This is a genomic window from Solwaraspora sp. WMMD792, from assembly GCF_029626105.1.
Classification (GTDB): Bacteria; Actinomycetota; Actinomycetes; order Mycobacteriales; family Micromonosporaceae; genus Micromonospora_E.
Genome location: NZ_JARUBH010000009.1, coordinates 1,568,548 through 1,585,574, shown reverse-complemented (window position 1 = coordinate 1,585,574; position 17,027 = coordinate 1,568,548). Strand labels below are relative to the sequence as shown.

General features: G+C 71.5%; 18 protein-coding genes. 15 read left to right on the top strand and 3 right to left on the bottom strand.

What is annotated here, in order from left to right:
• The first annotated feature begins 7 nt into the window (after positions 1-7).
• The 3 genes from O7629_RS08740 to O7629_RS08730 all read left to right on the top strand — a co-directional run bounded on the left by O7629_RS08740 (position 8) and on the right by O7629_RS08730 (position 2,515).
• Complete coding sequence (locus tag O7629_RS08740; protein ID WP_278168556.1) at positions 8-463, top strand: hypothetical protein; 456 nt, start codon at positions 8-10, stop codon at positions 461-463.
• On the top strand, positions 460-1,890 hold the full coding sequence (locus O7629_RS08735) for a hypothetical protein (protein ID WP_278168555.1): 1,431 nt from the start codon (positions 460-462) through the stop codon (positions 1,888-1,890). Before O7629_RS08740 ends, O7629_RS08735 begins: the two co-directional genes overlap by 4 nt.
• A 139-nt stretch (positions 1,891-2,029) precedes the next feature.
• Positions 2,030-2,515 (top strand): hypothetical protein, encoded by a 486-nt coding sequence (locus tag O7629_RS08730; protein ID WP_278168554.1) that lies wholly within the window; start codon positions 2,030-2,032, stop codon positions 2,513-2,515.
• A gap of 29 nt (positions 2,516-2,544) precedes the next feature.
• On the opposite strand, the gene O7629_RS08725 is transcribed toward O7629_RS08730, so the two are convergent.
• Positions 2,545-4,149 carry an NAD(P)/FAD-dependent oxidoreductase gene (locus tag O7629_RS08725; RefSeq protein ID WP_278168553.1) on the bottom strand — a complete coding sequence of 535 codons (1,605 nt, stop codon included), beginning with the start codon at positions 4,147-4,149 and terminating at the stop codon, positions 2,545-2,547.
• A 69-nt stretch (positions 4,150-4,218) separates the two neighbouring features.
• Here O7629_RS08725 and O7629_RS08720 point away from each other — a divergent pair, with 69 nt between their 5' ends.
• From O7629_RS08720 to O7629_RS08690, 7 genes are all read left to right on the top strand, one after another.
• Positions 4,219-5,661: an aldehyde dehydrogenase family protein gene (locus tag O7629_RS08720; RefSeq protein WP_278168552.1), complete on the top strand. Its 1,443-nt coding sequence runs from the start codon at positions 4,219-4,221 to the stop codon at positions 5,659-5,661.
• Positions 5,658-6,596: a YihY/virulence factor BrkB family protein gene (locus O7629_RS08715; protein ID WP_278168551.1), complete on the top strand. Its 939-nt coding sequence runs from the start codon at positions 5,658-5,660 to the stop codon at positions 6,594-6,596. Before O7629_RS08720 ends, O7629_RS08715 begins: the two co-directional genes overlap by 4 nt.
• Before the next feature lie 29 nt (positions 6,597-6,625).
• On the top strand, positions 6,626-7,036 hold the full coding sequence (locus O7629_RS08710; RefSeq protein WP_278168550.1) for a DUF2795 domain-containing protein: 411 nt from the start codon (positions 6,626-6,628) through the stop codon (positions 7,034-7,036).
• A gap of 43 nt (positions 7,037-7,079) precedes the next feature.
• The gene (locus O7629_RS08705; protein WP_278168549.1) at positions 7,080-7,544 is read left to right on the top strand and encodes an SRPBCC family protein; all 465 of its coding nucleotides are present in this window, start codon (positions 7,080-7,082) and stop codon (positions 7,542-7,544) included.
• Between the two features lie 193 nt (positions 7,545-7,737).
• Complete coding sequence (locus tag O7629_RS08700) at positions 7,738-7,992, top strand: hypothetical protein (RefSeq protein WP_278168548.1); 255 nt, start codon at positions 7,738-7,740, stop codon at positions 7,990-7,992.
• Positions 7,993-8,129: 137 nt separating this feature from the next.
• Positions 8,130-8,351, top strand: coding sequence for a hypothetical protein (locus O7629_RS08695; RefSeq protein WP_278168547.1), 222 nt, complete (start codon positions 8,130-8,132; stop codon positions 8,349-8,351).
• Between the two features lie 17 nt (positions 8,352-8,368).
• Positions 8,369-8,746 (top strand): DUF6401 family natural product biosynthesis protein, encoded by a 378-nt coding sequence (locus O7629_RS08690; protein ID WP_278168546.1) that lies wholly within the window; start codon positions 8,369-8,371, stop codon positions 8,744-8,746.
• 43 nt (positions 8,747-8,789) lie between these two features.
• Here O7629_RS08690 and O7629_RS08685 read toward each other — a convergent pair whose 3' ends face one another.
• Positions 8,790-9,677, bottom strand: a complete 888-nt coding sequence (locus O7629_RS08685) for a hypothetical protein (protein WP_278168545.1) — start codon at positions 9,675-9,677, stop codon at positions 8,790-8,792.
• Between the two features lie 144 nt (positions 9,678-9,821).
• Between O7629_RS08685 and O7629_RS08680 the strand changes: the two genes are divergently transcribed.
• From O7629_RS08680 to O7629_RS08670, 3 genes are all read left to right on the top strand, one after another.
• Positions 9,822-11,975 (top strand): SpoIIE family protein phosphatase, encoded by a 2,154-nt coding sequence (locus O7629_RS08680; protein ID WP_278168544.1) that lies wholly within the window; start codon positions 9,822-9,824, stop codon positions 11,973-11,975.
• A gap of 121 nt (positions 11,976-12,096) precedes the next feature.
• A complete protein-coding gene (locus tag O7629_RS08675; RefSeq protein WP_278168543.1) occupies positions 12,097-12,879 on the top strand; it encodes a VOC family protein in 783 nt (260 codons plus the stop codon).
• A gap of 165 nt (positions 12,880-13,044) precedes the next feature.
• Positions 13,045-14,439 carry a glycoside hydrolase family 6 protein gene (locus O7629_RS08670; protein WP_278168542.1) on the top strand — a complete coding sequence of 465 codons (1,395 nt, stop codon included), beginning with the start codon at positions 13,045-13,047 and terminating at the stop codon, positions 14,437-14,439.
• Positions 14,440-14,588: 149 nt separating this feature from the next.
• Here O7629_RS08670 and O7629_RS08665 read toward each other — a convergent pair whose 3' ends face one another.
• Positions 14,589-15,800, bottom strand: coding sequence for an RNA-guided endonuclease TnpB family protein (locus O7629_RS08665; protein ID WP_278168541.1), 1,212 nt, complete (start codon positions 15,798-15,800; stop codon positions 14,589-14,591).
• A gap of 155 nt (positions 15,801-15,955) precedes the next feature.
• Here O7629_RS08665 and O7629_RS08660 point away from each other — a divergent pair, with 155 nt between their 5' ends.
• Together O7629_RS08660 and O7629_RS08655 are read left to right on the top strand one after the other, a co-directional pair.
• Positions 15,956-16,558: a general stress protein gene (locus tag O7629_RS08660; protein WP_278168540.1), complete on the top strand. Its 603-nt coding sequence runs from the start codon at positions 15,956-15,958 to the stop codon at positions 16,556-16,558.
• A 299-nt stretch (positions 16,559-16,857) separates the two neighbouring features.
• Positions 16,858-16,992 (top strand): hypothetical protein, encoded by a 135-nt coding sequence (locus O7629_RS08655; RefSeq protein WP_278168539.1) that lies wholly within the window; start codon positions 16,858-16,860, stop codon positions 16,990-16,992.
• Positions 16,993-17,027 lie beyond the last annotated feature (35 nt).

Below are 17,027 nucleotides of genomic sequence, written 5' to 3'. Positions count from 1 at the left end.
GCGGTCGATGACAACCGATTCGAGCTGGGACGACTACCTGACCAGCGACACCAGCGCCGACACCGGCACGACGGATTTCGCGGGTAGCTCGACCACGCTGCCCGAGCCGGTCGCCGCCGCGGTGGAGACCAATCTGGACCAGGCCGTGGCCGATCAGGAGTGGTCGGACTGGCATGCCGACGTAAGCGACTCGTGGAGCCAGTCCGCCGACGGTCACCTGCAGGACGCGGCGGACAGCGTCGCCGCCGGCTTCGACCCGACCGCCTCACTCGAGGCGGCCGACCGGCAGTACTCGCTGGCGGCCGACGAGGCCGGTACGGCGAGCGACTACGCGGCCGCGACGGACTACAGCGTCGACGCCGCAGCCGCCGAGATCAGCGCGTACGACAGCACCAGCGGTTACGACACCGGCAGCAGCTTCGACACCGGCAGCAGCTTCGACACCGGATTCGGCGCGGAATGACCTGGGCAGACAGCAACGGCAGGGCGCCGGCCAGCGGCAGCGGCGATGATCGGCAGGCCGGGCAGCTCGCCGCCGGAGCGGAGCGGACCGTCGCCGCGCCACTCGCCGTCGTGCGGCAGCATCTTCTCGCCGTCGTACGGAACCTGGGTTTCCAGCTCACCGCCGAGCAGCTCACCGTCATCCAGGCGGTACGCGGTTCCAAGCTCGGTGCGGTCACCTTGCAACCGGCCCGGATGCCGGTGCAGTTGCAGATCGGCCTAGAGGCCGACCCGGCCGCCTGCCGGGTCACCGTCCAGGTGAGCGACCGCTGGCCGGCCAAGGTCGGCCGTAACTGGGGTGCGACCGCTGTCTACCAGGACGTCTTCGGGTCCGTCCTGGCCACCGTCGACGCCGCTCTGGCCCGGCTCGACCCGGCGGCCGCCGGCGGCTTCGCCGGCTGGTGGCGCAACACCGGGACCGGAGACGTCGCCGCCATGCAGAACGCCGCCGGGTGGGCGGCCCAGGCCGGCTCGTTGATCTCCCGCCACACCACCCGGTTCCTCGACGGGTCCGACCCGGCAAAGGGTGCCCCGGTGAGCCGGACCGGGGCGGGCACGTTCACCTTCGTCGCTGCGGATACGGTCGCCGAGGTGCCGACCCAGCTCGCCGACGGGATGCTGACCGTCGGCACCCTGATCACCAGCCGGCCCGGACAGATGCCGGCGAATCTGGTCACCCAGATCCAGGGGCTGGTGTACCGGGTCGAGGAGTACATCGCGGCGGCAGCCGCCCCGGCCGGCGCTTCGACGCCGTTCCGGTTCACCGTGGACCCGGCCGACGTGCCGGTCGTGACGTTCCTGCATCAGCAGGCCCAGCTACGGGAGATGCTGCCGGTTCGGACGCTGTTGATCTGCACGACCTGCAAGCTGGAAAAGATCGTCAACCCCGAACTGGAGCGACTACAGGAACGCAACCGCCGTACCCGGGACCTGGCGACCACGGTGAGCGCGGTGATCAGTCCGTTCGTGCTGGCCGGGCGGCTGGCCCAGACCAAGGGTCCGGCCTTCGCCTGCCCACGCTGCCAGGGTCTGTCAGCCGACGAGTCGGTGGTGACCTTCTGCCGGCAGTGCGGCGACCGGTGTACGGAGTCAGCACTGCGGTCCTGCAACAAGTGCTCGTTCGACTTCCGGTCGCTGCTGCCAAAGGCCCCGCTGTGGGTCGCGCCGACCGACGTCGCGCCGACCGGTCGGGACCAGTCCGCCACGCCCGCTGTCACGCCCGCTGTCGCACCGGCGACCGAGCCGGCGACACCGTCGACAGCAACAGCGTCACCACCACCGTCGACAGCAACAGCGTCACCACCACCGTCGGCGACCCGCGCACCGGCAGCTCCGGCACCGACCCCGACACCGGTCGAGGAGTCCTGGCCGCGTCCCCCCGGCCAGTGACCCCGAGGGTTCCAGCCGGAGATCCGACACCCGCCCCGGGACCTGTCCGCGTCGTGCAGGGCGACCCGCCCGATTACTCTAGGTAGTCAGACGCGGACAGGGTCGGTCGTCGCCGACCGCCCGGCGAGCGGGAGGGCAGATGGCGTACTACCTGGCACCGTCGCTACGAATGCTGCGGAGTGAGATCGACGCCCGGTGGCCGGACCGGGACCGCAGGTCCGACGGCTGGATCGGCGACGCCGCGCACGCGGCCCGGACCTCGGACCACAATCCCAACGCGCGGGGCAGTGTCGACGCGATCGACGTCGACCGTGACGGCATCGACGTACCGACGCTCCTGGCCGCGTTCCAGACACACCCCGCCGCTCAGTATTGGATCTTCGATCGGCAGATCGCCAACCGGGCCACCGGTTGGAGCCGACGGCGGTACACCGGAAGCAACCCGCACACCGGACATGTCCACCTGTCGATCCAGCAGAGCGCCGCCGCGGAGCAGGACACCACCGGGTGGGGTCTGCTGCCCGGCTCGGTCGACCCAGTACCGGCGGCGCCGGCCCCATCCGGTCCCCCACCGGTGCCGGCACAACCAACCCGGCGTGGCCGGGCCCGGATGGTCATCGACTGACCGGTCGGCCACTCGATTCGGCCAGCGGCTCAGCGGTAGACCGCGCGCTGCGCCGCCGACACCACGGCCCCGTACATCCGCCCGGTCACCGCGCGGTCGCGGGCCAGCGCCGCCCGCGCGGCGTTCGACCCGGGCGCGCCGTGCACCCCGCCGCCGGGGTGCGCCGACGCCGAGGCGAGAAAGAGCCGGTCGACCGGGGTGTCCGCACGGCCCAGGCCGGGCACCGGCCGGAAGAACAGCTGCTGGTACGCGGCCGAGGTGCCGCCACCGACCGCTCCCCCGACCAGGCTCGGGTTGTGCTCCTGCAGGTCCACCGGACCGGCAACGTGACGGGCCCGGACCAGGGCACCGAAGCCCGGTGCCTGCCGGTGCAGCACCGCCTCCATCCGCGCGACGTGTTCGAGGATCTCCTCGGCCTGCCACGTGGTGCGGTGCGGCAGGTGCGTGTACGCCCACAGCGACTCGGTGCCCGCCGGTGACCGCTGCGGGTCGGCGGTGGTGAGCTGACCAAGCAGCAGGAACGGGTCGCGGGGCACCTCGTCGCAGGCCAGCGCGGCGGCGTACCGGGTCAGGCCGTCCAAATCGGCCCCGAGGTGCACGGTGCCGGCCCCGGCGACCGCCGGATTGCGCCACGGCATCGGGCCGGCGAGCGCCCAGTCGACCTTCACCGTCGACCCGTCCCACCGGAACCGGCGCAGGTCGTCGACCATCCTGGTGGGCAGCCACCGGTCACCGACCAGGTCGAGCAGCAGCGCCGGAGCGGGAACGTCGGCGAGCACCGCCCGCCGCGCCTGCCACAGCCGGCCGTCGACGGTACGCACGCCGACCGCCCGGCTGCGGGCGATCAGCACCCGGTCGGCGGCGGCGCCGGTGACCAACCGCCCGCCCCGGGAACGCAGCCGGCCGACCAGCGCGTCGGTGATCCGTTGCGCGCCGCCCGCCGGCACCGGCCAGCCGATCTCCTGACCGAGCATGGTCAGCAGCCAGCCGTACACGCCGGACGCGACATCGTCGGGGGCCAGGTCGGTGTGCAGCGCGCAACCGGCGAGCAGTGCCGGACCGCCGGCACCGGCGAAGGTCTCCCGGCCGAGCTGGCGGACCGGCAGTAACAGGCGCCGGGCCAGCCGCAGCGATCCGGCGCTCCGGAGCCGGCGCAGCAGCGCGGCGCCGGCCCGCACCGGCGGGAACGGGGTGAACAGCGCGTCGATCAGCGGTGCCGACACGGCCCGCCACTCGGCGTACGCCGACAGCCAGCGTTCGCCGTCGCCGTCGGCGAATGTCTCCAGCGACTCGGCGGTCCGCCGGGGGTCCAGGTTGACCACCGCAGCCCGGTCGTCCGGAAGCAGATGAGCGAAGACGTCCGGAGCGTGCCGCCAGCGCAGCCCGAACTCGGCCAGCCGCAGCTCCCGCAGCACCGGCGAAGCGAATCCGAGCGGATAGAACGAGCTGTACAGGTCACTGAGATAGCCGGGAGCGGTCACCTCGGCGGACCGGACCGCGCCGCCCGGCGCCCCGGCCGCCTCCAGCACCAGCACGTCCCAACCGGCGTCGGCGAGCAGGTTGGCGGCGACCAGGCCGTTGTGTCCGGCGCCGATGACGACGGCGTCCGCCGTCTCCACATCCGTGTCTGTCATCTCCGCGCGGCTACCCCGGCCGGGCGCGACCAAACGTTTACCGGCGCGGCCTTCGGGAACGACTGCCGGATGTACGACGTGGAGCAGTTCATCGACGGCGTGTGGGGGCGGTTCGGCGACGGTGCCGAGATCGTCGTCGAGGACCCGTCCGAGGGCACCCCGGTCAGCCGCAGCCCGGTCGCCACCGAGGCGAACATCGGCACCGCGGTGAAGTCGGCCCGCGAGGCGGCACCGGGGTGGGCTGCGACACCGGCGGCGGAACGGGCCGCCGCGCTGCGGCGAATCGCGGACGCTCTGGCCGCCGCCACCGACCAGGTGGCCGAGGCGCAGAGCGCGGAGATGGGCAAGCCGTTGGCCGGGGCTCGAGCCGGGATCGCCGCCGGCGTCGCGACCCTGCGGCAGTACGCCGAACTGGGTCCGGTGCACCGGGGTAGGGCGCTGGCCGGCGACCCGGCCGCCCTGGATCTGATGGCGTACGTGCCGCGTGGGGTGGTGGCGGTGCTGACACCGTGGAACGACCCGGTGGCGGTGGCTTGCGGGCTGCTCGGCGCGGCGCTGGTCACCGGCAACACGGTGGTGCACAAGCCGAGTGAACGCTGCCCGGCGACCGGCGCGCTGCTCGCCCGGATGGTCGCCGACGAGGTTCCCGACGGGGTCTTCGCCCTGCTGACCGGCGATGGGGGCGTCGGTGCCCGGATCGCCGCCTCCGACGGGGTGGACCTGGTCGCCCATGTCGGGTCGACCGACGCCGGGCGGGCGGTCGCCGAGGCGTGCGCCCGGACCGGGGCCAAGGTGCTGCGGGAGAACGGCGGCAGCGACGCGCTGATCGTCGACGAGGGCGTCGATCCGCGGTGGGCCGCGCAGCAGGCGGCGTCCGGCGCGTTGGCCAACTCGGGCCAGGTGTGTGTGAGCGTGGAGCGGATCTACGTGCACAGCACGATGGCGGAGCCGTTCGTCGAGGAACTCACCGGGCACTGCTCGGGGATGCGGTTGGGGCCGGCCCGTGACCCGTACACCGAGCTGGGTCCGTTGGTGGACCGCCGACACCGCGACCGGGTGCACGCCCAGGTCTCGGCGGCGCTGGCGGCCGGGGCGACGGCGCGGTGCGGCGGCCGGATCCCGGACGGGCCCGGTGCCTTCTACCCGCCGACGGTGCTGACCGGGTGCACCGACGACATGGCGGTGATGCGGCAGGAGACGTTCGGCCCGGTCGCCCCGGTGATGACGGTGGGGTCGTTCGACGAGGCGTTGTCCCGGGCGGCGGCTTCCCCGTACGGTCTGTCGGCGACCGTGCTGACCCGTTCCATGGGCCACGCGCAGCGGGCCTGGCGTGAACTGCCGGTGGGCACCGTGAAGATCAACTCGGTGTTCGGCGGAGCGCCGGGCGGTGCCGCGCACCCCCGGCGCGGCAGCGGGGAGGGCCTCGGATTCGGGCCGGAACTGCTCGACGAGATGACCGTCGTCAAGGTGCTGCATCTGCAGGCTCCGGGTGGACCGGACGGCCGCTGGTGAGCGGTCCGGCCCGGCCGGCGCGGTTACGCGAGATCCGGTTGACCACGTGGCGCGCCGTGCTGGTCGGCAGCGGACGCCGGTTCGTCCGGGACAACTGCGTGGACTGGGCCGCCGCGTTGACCTACTACGGGGTGCTCGCGTTGTTCCCCTCGTTGATCGTGGTCGTCGCGCTGGTCGGTCTGGTCTCGGAGGGTGAGCGCACGGTGGACACCGTGGTCGGCCTGGCCGAGGAGCTCGGAGCCGGGGCGGTGGTGGGCGACGAGGGTTTCGTCGACATCATCGACGGGGTGGTCGACCAGCGCAGCTCCGCCGGTGTGCTGCTCAGTTTCGGTCTGGTGGCCGCGCTGTGGTCGGCGTCGGGCTATGTACGGGCGTTCACCCGAGCTGCCAACGCCATCTACGGGGTGGCCGAAGGTCGCCCCTTCTACCGGTTGCAGCCGCAGCAGCTCGGGCTGACCGCCGCCGGGCTGGTACTGCTCGCGCTGGTCGCTGTGATGCTGATCGTCAGCGGCCCGGTCACCGACGCGCTCGGTGACCGACTCGGCCTGGGCCAGGCCCCGCGTACCGCCTGGAGCCTGCTCAAATGGCCGGTGCTGATCGCCATCGTCACGACACTCTTGTCCCTTCTGTACTGGTTCGCCCCCAACGTCCGCCAGCCGAAGCTCCGCTGGCTGGCCGTCGGCGGCATGGTGACCCTGCTGCTGGCGGCGCTGGCTTCCGCCGGATTCGGCACCTACGTCGCGTACTTCGGTTCATACGACGTGACCTACGGCAGCCTCGGCGCGGTGATCGCGTTCCTGGTCTGGCTCTACCTGACCAACCTGGCGGTGATGCTGGGCGTCGAGATCAACGCGGCGGTGCAGCGCGGCCGGGCCGCCCAGGCCGGTGAGTCGGAACCGGCCGACCCGGTGCTGCCGCCACGTACGCCGGTTTAGCCACGCCGGTCACGGGTAGTCGAACAGCTATGGAACGCGGCAACAGCAAGCACAGTCCCCGAGTGGACGACAGCATGGCCCACGACACCCGTGGGACCACGCAGGGCACCACCGGAGGCCGGGCGGAGGAGTGGCACGAGGCGGAGCCCCCGGGCGAGGACCAGCCGGAGCCGGCCGCGATTCCGGCCGGCGACAACCGCTCCGGTACGCCGCAGGGCATGACCAGCGAGGAGGTCGAGCAGCGGAGCAGGCTGGGCCGCTACATCAACCTCTCGGCGCTGCCCGGGGACCGCAGCACGCTGCGCAACAGCGCGCTGGAGAACGAGGCACCCGACGACGTGCTCGACGAGATCGATCAGCTGCCGCCGGGTCGCACGTTCCAGACGGTGTCCGAGGTGTGGGCCGAGCTCGGCCATGCCAACGAGACAACCCGCTGGTGACCGCGCCGCCTGCGGCCCAGCGGAATTCAAGGAGGGACTTCAGATGGGAGCAGTGACCGAGTACGTCGACGTCGCGGTGCCGGTACGCGCCGCGTACAACCAGTGGACGCAGTTCGAGGAGTTCCCCCAGTTCATGGAGGGTGTCTCCGAGGTGACCCAGGTGTCTGACACGTTGACGCACTGGACGACCGAGATCGCCGGGGTGTCGCGCGAGTTCGACGCGAAGATCACCGAGCAGATTCCCGACGAGCGGGTCGCCTGGACCGCGACTGGTGGGGTGAAGCAGGCCGGTGTGATCACCTTCCACCGCCTGGACGACGCCCACACCCGGGTGACCGCACAGATGGAGTTCGACCCGGAGGGGGCGGCGGAGCAGGCCGGCGACAAGCTCGGCATCGTGGACCGCCGGGTCAAGGGCGACATGAAGCGCTTCAAGGACTTCATCGAGAGCCGGCACGGCGTGGAGACCGGTGCCTGGCGTGGCGAGGTCCCCCGGCCGCAGCCGTGACAGTTCAACCGACCACCGAACCTCGAACAGCGCCCGCCGGCCGGCGGTGAATCCTCCCGAGCCGGCCGACCGGTGGGCCTGACGGCCGGGGCGGGTGGGCCGAAACCGGCCCACCCGCCCCGGCCGCGTCCGCCGGTCCCGCTCAGCCGCAGGCCCCTGTTTGGCGGTGGCCCGGTCGGGTAACCCGGCCGGTATGACTAATTCCGCAGACGACGTCTGGCGCGACGAGGACCGGCTGCCGGTCCGTGAGCTGGAGCGGGCGGTCGCCGCACCGGCGGGCGACGGTGAGGTCGACGACATGACCGGCAACGACGCCGCGGCCGAGGAGGAGTTCGGTCACGGCGCGGAAGCGGTGGACCGTACCGCAGGCCGCCCGGGCGGACCGGCGACGACGGACCCCGAGCGGCCGTACCGGCCGTCGACCACCGGCCGGACCGGTCCGCACTGACGGGCCCCCGGGACGACAGACGGACGACGGCCACGGCTGGTCGCGGAGTGCGGCCGGACCGGTCGCTGACGCATCGGTCAGCCATCCTCGGCCGATCGGCTGACGGCGGTGGGGATCATCCGAGCGAGACTTTTCGGATGCGCCCCACCGCCCCCGGATTCCTCACGCCGCGCCAGCGACGCTGGGCCTGGCTCGGCTTCCTGCTGACCGCGATCCAGGCGCCGGTCTCCGCCTACCTGCTGCCGGACGGCTCCTGGTTGTTCAGCGTCTGCGTGGCGCTGATGGTCGCCACGGTGATCATCGCCGACGACGCGGCCCGCCGCCGCCCGGCCCCGGCCGACAACCGACGCGTCGAGTAGCCGGGCGGGCACAGTACATGAGTCCGTTTCCCGCTGCCCCGCACGGCCTGCTGGCCGCCCCGGCCGCCCGAAGGGCGGCGCAGACCTCGTTGGCCGATTTGCACGCCTCGCTCGGTGCGGCCGGCCTGGCCGCCGCCGCGGTCCTGCCCGGCCTGCTGGCCGAGCTGGATCAGCACGCCGCAGCGGTCCGGGACCGGCTGTTCGCGGATCTGCGTCCGCTCAGCCCGGTGACGTTGGCCCGGTACGCCGACGGGGTGCGCGACGCGGCCACCGAGGCCGGCTGGCGCCCCCCGGTGGTCGGGCCGACCACCCAGTGGACGACGGTCGACTGGGTGACGTTGCGGCTGGTCGCCGTCTGCCAGCTGGCCGGGATCAGCGGCGCGGCCCCGCGCTGACCCCGGCCCCGTACTGGCGGCTTGCTCGACCCGCTTGGACGGATCAGCCGCGGGAGGTCCCGCCCGGTCCGGTCATGCCCCCCGGCCGGTTGGCACCCGGCCCGGCCGTGCCCCGGCCGCTGGCCGCCTCACGACCACCGGACATCGCCGGCGCCTGCTGGGTCTGCGGGATCGCCTGCGTCGGTTCGTTCATCCGGCCACCGGCGTCGTCCCGGCCGGCCTGGTACGCCTGGGCACTGTCCCGCACCGCCTGCGATTCCTCCGCCATCCGGGTGAGCCAGCCCTCCCACCGTTGCTGCATGGGTCGGACCAGGCCACCGCCGACCCCGACGATCAGCACGCCGGCGATGGTGGCGAGCACCGCGATCAGCACCGGGGTGGTGACCGTGGTGGCGATGCCGACCTGGTTCAGCGCGGCGATGACGCCGAGCGCGACGATGAACACCGACGCGGCGGTGGCCAGCAGGCGGCCGTAGGAGAGCCCACCGAGCGCGCCCGACACCAGGTCACGTACCGCGGTCGCGATGGCAGCGGCGACGACCACGATGACGATCGCGACGAACGCCCGTGGCAGCCACGCCACGACCGCGCTGATCAGGTCGCTGATCGGGTTCGGTCCCCAGACTCCGAACGCGAACTGCAGGGTGAACAGCAGCACCGCGTAGTACGCCAACCGGGCCAGGATGTCACTGGCGTCGTACCGGGTCCGTTCCAGGGCCTTGCCGATGCCGCCGCGCTCCACCGCCCGGTCGAACCCGACCCGTTCGAGCGCCTTGTCGACGCCCTTCAGCACTGCCCGTGCGATCAACCATCCGACCACCAGAATCGCGATGAACGCGATGGCCCGGGGCACGAAAAGTATCACGGACCGCCACATGTCAGTCAGCGCGTTGCCGATGTCGACCTGCGCCGACGCGTACGTCGAGGACATCCGGTCCCCCCTTTCCGGCTCATCTACCGATGCGTCGCCTCGTTGTCGTACGGACGCGCTGCATCGCCTACCGCCGGCCCGCATACCCACCTAGCGCCGGTCCACGCCACCCGCCGACAGCAGCCCCCGGATAGGCTGCCACCCATGGCAGGCACCGCCGGGCAGACCCGGGACACCCCGTCGGGGGTGCCGGCTGCGCGTTCAGCCACCCCGGCCGGCACCAACCCGGACAGCGCCGTACCGGCCGGACTCGTCGACCGGCACGACTGGGCGGGCACGCCGCTCGGTCCGCTGAATGGTTGGGATCCGGCGGTACGGGCAGCGGTCGAGCTGGTGCTCGCTTCACCGGTGCCGATGGCCCTGGCCTACGGCGACGACTTCCTGATGATCTACAACGACGCCTACGCGGAGCTGCTCGGTGCCAAGCACCCGGAGGCGTTCGCCCAGCCCGCGGCTGCGGTGTTCGCCGACGCGTGGCACCGGCCGGGCGTCGGCGACGTGGTCGAACGGGTCTACCGCACCGGCGAGCCGTTCCTCGAGTCGGAGGCCGTGGCGCCGTTCGGCACCGGCGAGTCAGGCCCGTTCGGCGGCACAGCCTTCACCCGTGGCTACTCCGCAGTGCGGGACAGCGACGGGCGGATCGTCGGAATGCTCTCGGTCGCGACCGAGACCGGCACCATCACCCACCGGCTGCAGAGCCTCAGCGAGCTGACCTCGGCGTTGGCCGGCACGCTCACCCTCGACGACGTCGCCCGGGTCGCGCTGCGGTACGGTCTGGCCTCGCTCGACGTCGACCAGGTGGCGCTCGGCATCGACGACGGCGGCGGATGGCGGGTGGTCCGCCGGGTCCGCGGTGAACTGCTCGACGAAGCCGACGAGCGACTGCCGCCGGTGTGGCGCCGGATCCCCCGGGACGCTCCCACCCCGTTGGCCACCGTCGCCGGCACCGGTGTCCCCCGGTTCGCCGGGGAGGGCCGGCCGCTCGCCCGGTACGCCACGGACCGGCACGACGAGCTGGTGACGGCGCTCGCCGCCCTACCGCTGCGGGCCGGATCGCTGCGCGGTGGGATCACCTTCGGGTACCGCGAGCCACATTCGTGGGCGCCGGCCGAGCGGGCGCTGCTTTCGGCGGTCGCCGAGCTGGTCACTCAGGCGGCCGAGCGGGCCCGGCGGTTCGAGACCCAGCATGGTACGGCTCAGCTGCTGCAGCGCAGCATGCTGCCGGAGCAACTGCCGGACCTGCCGCTGCTGCGGCTGGCCGCACGTTACGACCCGGGGGTGGACGGAAACTCGGCCGGCGGGGACTTCTACGACGCGTTCCGGCTGCCCGACGGCGGGCTGGCCGTGGTGCTCGGCGATGTCGTCGGGCACGACGTGCGGGCAGCGGCGCTGATGGGTCAGGTCCGGGCCGCGCTGCGCGGGCTCGCGCTGGCCGAACCGGAGCCGACGGCGGTGCTGAACGGGCTGGACCGGCTGGTGCACAGCCTGGGCGCGGAGAGCCGGAACGAGGAGCTGTTCGTGACCGTGCTGTACGGGGTGCTGGATCCGGCGACCGGCAGGTTGACGGTGGCCAGCGCTGGTCATCCCGCTCCGCTGATCCGACGCTGGTCGTCGACCACGGCGAACGCCGAGTTCGTCCCGGTGCCGCCCGGACCGCCGCTTGGTCTGGCCGGGCCACGGCGGCCGACCCGGGTCGAGCTGCGCCCCGGCGACACGCTGCTGATGTTCAGTGACGGCGTGGTGGAACGACGCGGTCAGGATCTCGGCATCGGGATGTCCGCGCTGGCCGCAGCCGTCGCCGAGACCAGCACCAGCGATCCACGCAACCTCTGCGCGGTGGCCAGTGCGGCGGTGCCGGGCACCACTGACGACGACGTGGCGGTGCTCGCGGTGGAGCACGCGGCCGCGCCGAGCCGGTCAGCGGGGTTGCTGGTTCCTGCCGAGCCGATCGCACCGAGCCGGGTGCGGCACTGGTTGGCCGACCAGCTGGCCGGGTGGCAGGTTCCGGAATCGGTGATCGGTCCGGCGGTGCTCTGCGCCAGCGAGCTGACCACGAACGCCCTGCTGCATGCCGGCACCGAGGCGCGGGTGGAGATCGATCTCAGTCAGGAGCGACTGCTCGTCTCGGTAGCTGACAGTGGCACCCGGGGCACGGTCAGTCGGGCACATATCGACACGTTGAGTAGCCGTGGCCGGGGTCTGGGTCTGATCGAGCAGTTGAGCGACACCTGGGGCACCGACCCCTCGGTACGCGGTTCAACCGTGTGGTTCGAGATCATGTTGCCGATCAACTCGTAACCCCGATGTTTACCCATAGTGATCTCAATTAGGCCATTCGGCCGAGTCGCGGCGGGCGTCTCAGTGGCGTACGGTAACTGACTACGCCAATAGGATAAACGACGCGAAGAGGTACAAAGCGGTGCGAATCAGAGGCTACGCCACGGGAACCCCCTGCTGGTCCGAACTACGCACCAGCGACACCGCGGGTTCGAGCGACTTCTACCACGAACTGTTCGGTTGGAAGCCGGTCGACCTGCCGAACAGCACCGGCGCCGAGTTCCACCTGCGAGACATGGCCGTCGCCGGGCTCGCCCCGGCCCTCGCCGCAGGCCAGCCGGCGGCCTGGCTGACCTACCTCGCTTCGGACAACCTGGCCACGACGGTCGAGAGTGTGCACCGGGCCGCCGGATCGACACTCTCGCCGCCCGCCCAGGTCGCCGAACGGGGCCACTGTGCCCTGATCGCCGATCCGCAGGGCGCCGTGTTCGGGCTCTGGCAGCGGGGTGCCTTCCCCGGCGCACAGGTGACCGGTGAGCCCGGCGCTACCTGCTGGAACGAACTCGCCACCCGGGACGTGGCCGGCGCCGCGTCCTTCTACGGCTCGGTGTTCGGGTGGACCACGCGACCCAGCATCTACAGCGAAGGGTCCGGATATCAGGAGTGGTTGCGGGAGACCAGCGAGGTGGCCGGGCTGATCGAGATGGGCGAGATGTACCCGCCGCAGGTCCCAGCGCACTGGCGGACGACCTTCGAGGTCGACGACTGCGAGGCGGCTGTGCAGCGCTGTCAGGCGCTCGGCGGGACGGTCTCCTTCGGTCCGTACCAGGCCGGTCCGGGCGCCTACGCCCAGTTGACCGACCCGTTCGGTGCCGCGTTCGGGATCATCGCGGTGCGTCCGGAGTTCCGCACGCCGCTGGACTGACCCGGGCTACCACCGGGTCAGATATTTCACTTTATGCCACCTTTGGAACGATTGGCGTCACAGGCTCTTCACATATCAGCAACATCCCCGTACGGTGGTCGATATCCATGGGAGCGCTTCCACTGAACGCTCTCAATATATCGTCCCTACCCGGAGGGAGCACGCATGCGCAGAAGATCTGCGCTCACCGCAGGCGCCGCCGCCGTCATGGCGTTCACGGTGGCCACTGCGGTCGGTGTCGGGCTGCTACAGCCCACGGCCGCCGAGGCGGCCGAATCAGCCTTCTACGTCGATCCGGACACCTCGGCCGCCCGCTGGGTGGCGGCGAACCCCGGTGACTACCGGGCGAACGTCATCCGCGACCGGATCGCCTCGGTGCCGCAGGGCCGCTGGTTCACCCAGTACAACCCCAACGAGGTTCGCAACCAGGTCAGCGCCTTCGTCGGTGCCGCCGCAGCGGCCGGCAAGATCCCGATCATGGTCGTCTACAACATCCCCAACCGCGACTGCAGCAACCACAGCAGCGGTGGCGCACCCAACCACAGCGCCTACCGGCAGTGGGTCGACCAGGTCGCCGCCGGGCTCGGTAACCGGCCCGCGTACATCGTGCTTGAGCCCGACGTGCTCGCCCTGATGGGCACCTGCATGAACGAGTCGCAGCAGGCCGAGGTACGCGCCTCGATGGCCTACGCCGGCCGGGCGCTCAAGGCCGGATCGTCGCAGGCCCGGATCTACTTCGACGCCGGAAACTCGGCCTGGCACCCCCCGTCGATGATGGCCAATCTGCTGGTCGGTGCCGACGTGGCGAACAGTGCCCACGGCATCTCCACCAACGTGTCCAATTACCGCAGCACCAGCGAGGCGACCAACTACGTCAAGGCGGTCATCAACGCCACCGGCGCGAACCACCTCAACGCGGTGATCGACACCAGCCGCAACGGCAACGGCCCGCTCGGCTCCGAATGGTGCGACCCGGAAGGCCGGGCCATCGGCACGACGAGCACCACCAACACCGGGGACAGCAAGATCGACGCGTACCTCTGGGTGAAGCTGCCAGGCGAGGCTGACGGCTGCATTGCCAACGCGGGCCAGTTCGTGCCGCAGCGGGCGTACGAGCTGGCGATCGCGGCCGGACCCCTGCCCACCACCGCACCGCCGACCACCGCACCGCCGACCACGGCACCCCCACCCACCACGGCGCCCCCGCCGACCACCGCTCCGCCACCCACCACGAACCCGCCGGCCGGCGCCTGCAGCGTCAGCTACACCACCAACCAGTGGCCCGGCGGCTTCACCCGGGATATCCGGATCACCAACACCGGTGGCTCGGTCAGCAGTTGGACCCTCGCCTTCACCGCCGGATCCAACGTCAGCCTGAGCAACGGCTGGAACGGCGACTGGTCCCAGTCCGGCAGCCAGATCACGGTCCGCAACGCTGCCTGGAACGGCTCACTGGCCTCCGGTGCCACCGTCAGCATCGGCTTCCAGGGGACCTTCTCCGGTAGCACCCTGCCGCCGCTGAGCAACATCACCCTCAACGGCGCGGCCTGCGCGAGCTGACGCACTCCGAATCAGGATCCGCAGGCACACTTCGGCCCCGCCCGGTACCGGGCGGGGCCGAAGTCCGTGCGGGGACCGGGTTACCCGGACGGCTCACCGGGCACTCCTACCGGGGGGAGAGGAGGCCAGACTTGACAATCCTCCCCGCCCTAAGGGACGGGGATTCCCTGGGTCGCCCCAGGGGGTTCCTGCTTCGCCGACGACCGCCCCGTCCGAGAGGAGGACTCCCGGTGAGGTCTTACACCGCCTCCACAGGCAGTCACGGAGAGCCCCTCCGCGAGAATGTTCCGGGCCGCGTTGACATCCCGGTCATGGGCCTGCCCGCATCGGCAGGTCCACGACCGGACCGCCAACGGCAGGTGTTCAGCCAGTACGCCACACGCGGAGCACAGTCGGGTCGACGGGAACCAGCGGTCCACGACCACCAGATCGCGGCCGTACCAGCGCGTCTTGTACTCCAGCATGGTGCGGAACTGCCGCCAGGCCGCGTCGGAGATGGCGCGGGCCAGACTGTGATTGGCCATCATGTTGCCGACGGTCAGATCCTCGATCACGATCGTTTGGCTTTCACGAACGAGCCGAGTGGTCAACTTGTGCAGGTGGTCGCGGCGGCGGTCGGCGATCCGGGCATGAACCCGGGCCACCGCCAGCCGGGCCTTGGCCCGGTTCGCCGAGCCTTTGGCCTTGCGTGCGAGGTTCCGCTGGGCGCGGGCCAGCCGATCGCGGTCACGGCGTTCATGTCTCGGGTTGGGGATCTTCTCCCCGGTGGACAGGGTGAACAGGCTGTCGAGGCCGGCGTCGACCCCCACCACGGCACCCGACGCCGGGGCCGGTTCGATCCGGTCCTCGCAGAGCAGGGAGACGAACCAGCGGCCCGCCGGGTCCTGCGACACCGTCACCGTCGACGGCGCCGCACCCTCCGGCAACGGTCGGGACCACACGATGTCCAACGGTTCGGACATCTTGGCGAGGGTGAGGCGGCCGTCGCGCCAGCGGAACGCGCTGGCGGTGTACTCCGCCGACCGCCGCGACCGCTTCCTCGACTTGAACGTCGGGTACCGGGCCCGTTTGGCCCAGAAGTTGGTGAACGCGGTCTGCAGGTGCCGCAGCGCCTGCTGCAGAGGGACGCAGGAGACGTCGTTGAGGAACGCCAGGTCGTCGGTCTTCTTCCACCCGGTGAGCATCGCCGACGTGGCGTTGTAGGTGATCCGTTGCCGGTGTTGGGTCCACGCCTCGCTGCGGGCGGCCAGCGCCATGTTGTAGACCAGCCGGACACAGCCGAACGTCCGGGCGAGCTCGGCGGCCTGCCCGGGGGTGGGGTAGAAGCGGTACTTGAACGCCCGCTTCACGGCCGTGGACACAGTCCACAGTCTAGCGATTCGGTCGTGAGCCGTGGGGTCGCGTGTGCGGTGGACGCCGATCCGCCCTGGCGGCAGGTCGGCTTTCCCTGCCCTGCTCCGCAGGAGTTCCATTTCCTCCCCGGCCTGAAGGCCGGAGTATCCACGGAAGGAATCCGATGACCAGATCCACGACGCGTACGGATAATCCGTCGCCGGGCATGTTCGGCGACACCGCCAACTTCCCGGCCAGCAACCTGCCGGCCGGACCAGCCGGACCAGCCACCGCGCCCGGCGCCGCGCCGCAGGACGGCGGTCCCGGGCGGACCAGCGTGACCGTCGCCAGCTATCCGGACTACGCCTCCGCGCAGCGCGCCGTCGACCGGCTGTCGGACAACCGGTTCCCGGTGGAACGCACCGCCATCGTCGGCACCAATCTCCGGCTGGTGGAGGAGGTCACCGGCCGACTCACCACCGGCCGGGCGGCGTTGGCCGGCGCGGGAACCGGTGCCTGGTTCGGGCTGTTCATCGGCCTGCTGATCGGCATCTTCGCGGTGGTGAACTGGCTGGGCATCATCGTCACCGCCGTGGTGATCGGTGCGGTCTGGGGTGCCGTGTTCGGTGCGGTAGCGCACGCCATGACCGGTGGCCGGCGGGACTTCTCCTCCCGCAGCCTGCTACAGGCCAGCCAGTACGGTGTGACGGTCGACGCCGAATACGCCGACCGGGCCCACCAGGTGCTACGGGAGTCGACCCAGCCGGCCGGACACCCATCCCGTTGACGAGGACCGGCCCCAGCAGGGAGATCATGAGCGGCGGGGCGGGACAGCACCCTGGGTGCTGTCCCGCCCCGCCACGCTGCGGCACCCCGTTACCTGCCGGCGCCTCCGGCACCCCATTCACCTGCCCGTGCCTCCGGCACCCATCACTTTGCTCTTCCCAGAGGGTGTTTGGGCGGGGCCGGCCGGGTACCCGGTTGCTGCGGCGACACCCGTAGGTGGCACGGCTCCGGGATTCACGGACGAGATCTGCTGCCTACCGTCATTGTCAAGATGCCAGGGCAGCAGGCTGAGGAGGCACGATGAGCACCGAGATCGTCACCCCGGATCCCCAGCAAACCTACTCCGACCAGACCATCCAGAGTGAACAAGGACTGCTCCTCGCGGTCCTGGTGATGGTGGTGCTGGGGGTGCTCGGGGTGTTCCTGGTCTCCTGACCCGCCGTGCCCGGCCGGCAGCACGTCGACGAGGC

Excerpts from the sequence above, each read along its gene's own strand:
- O7629_RS08740 (WP_278168556.1), top strand. The coding sequence starts at position 8 with ATGACAACCGATTCGAGCTGGGACGACTACCTGACCAGCGACACCAGC.
- O7629_RS08735 (WP_278168555.1), top strand. The coding sequence starts at position 460 with ATGACCTGGGCAGACAGCAACGGCAGGGCGCCGGCCAGCGGCAGCGGC.
- O7629_RS08730 (WP_278168554.1), top strand. The coding sequence starts at position 2,030 with ATGGCGTACTACCTGGCACCGTCGCTACGAATGCTGCGGAGTGAGATC.
- O7629_RS08725 (WP_278168553.1), bottom strand. The coding sequence starts at position 4,149 with ATGACAGACACGGATGTGGAGACGGCGGACGCCGTCGTCATCGGCGCC.
- O7629_RS08720 (WP_278168552.1), top strand. The coding sequence starts at position 4,219 with ATGTACGACGTGGAGCAGTTCATCGACGGCGTGTGGGGGCGGTTCGGC.
- O7629_RS08710 (WP_278168550.1), top strand. The coding sequence starts at position 6,626 with ATGGAACGCGGCAACAGCAAGCACAGTCCCCGAGTGGACGACAGCATG.
- O7629_RS08705 (WP_278168549.1), top strand. The coding sequence starts at position 7,080 with ATGGGAGCAGTGACCGAGTACGTCGACGTCGCGGTGCCGGTACGCGCC.
- O7629_RS08700 (WP_278168548.1), top strand. The coding sequence starts at position 7,738 with ATGACTAATTCCGCAGACGACGTCTGGCGCGACGAGGACCGGCTGCCG.
- O7629_RS08695 (WP_278168547.1), top strand. The coding sequence starts at position 8,130 with ATGCGCCCCACCGCCCCCGGATTCCTCACGCCGCGCCAGCGACGCTGG.
- O7629_RS08690 (WP_278168546.1), top strand. The coding sequence starts at position 8,369 with ATGAGTCCGTTTCCCGCTGCCCCGCACGGCCTGCTGGCCGCCCCGGCC.
- O7629_RS08685 (WP_278168545.1), bottom strand. The coding sequence starts at position 9,677 with ATGTCCTCGACGTACGCGTCGGCGCAGGTCGACATCGGCAACGCGCTG.
- O7629_RS08680 (WP_278168544.1), top strand. The coding sequence starts at position 9,822 with ATGGCAGGCACCGCCGGGCAGACCCGGGACACCCCGTCGGGGGTGCCG.
- O7629_RS08670 (WP_278168542.1), top strand. The coding sequence starts at position 13,045 with ATGCGCAGAAGATCTGCGCTCACCGCAGGCGCCGCCGCCGTCATGGCG.
- O7629_RS08660 (WP_278168540.1), top strand. The coding sequence starts at position 15,956 with ATGACCAGATCCACGACGCGTACGGATAATCCGTCGCCGGGCATGTTC.
- O7629_RS08655 (WP_278168539.1), top strand. The coding sequence starts at position 16,858 with ATGAGCACCGAGATCGTCACCCCGGATCCCCAGCAAACCTACTCCGAC.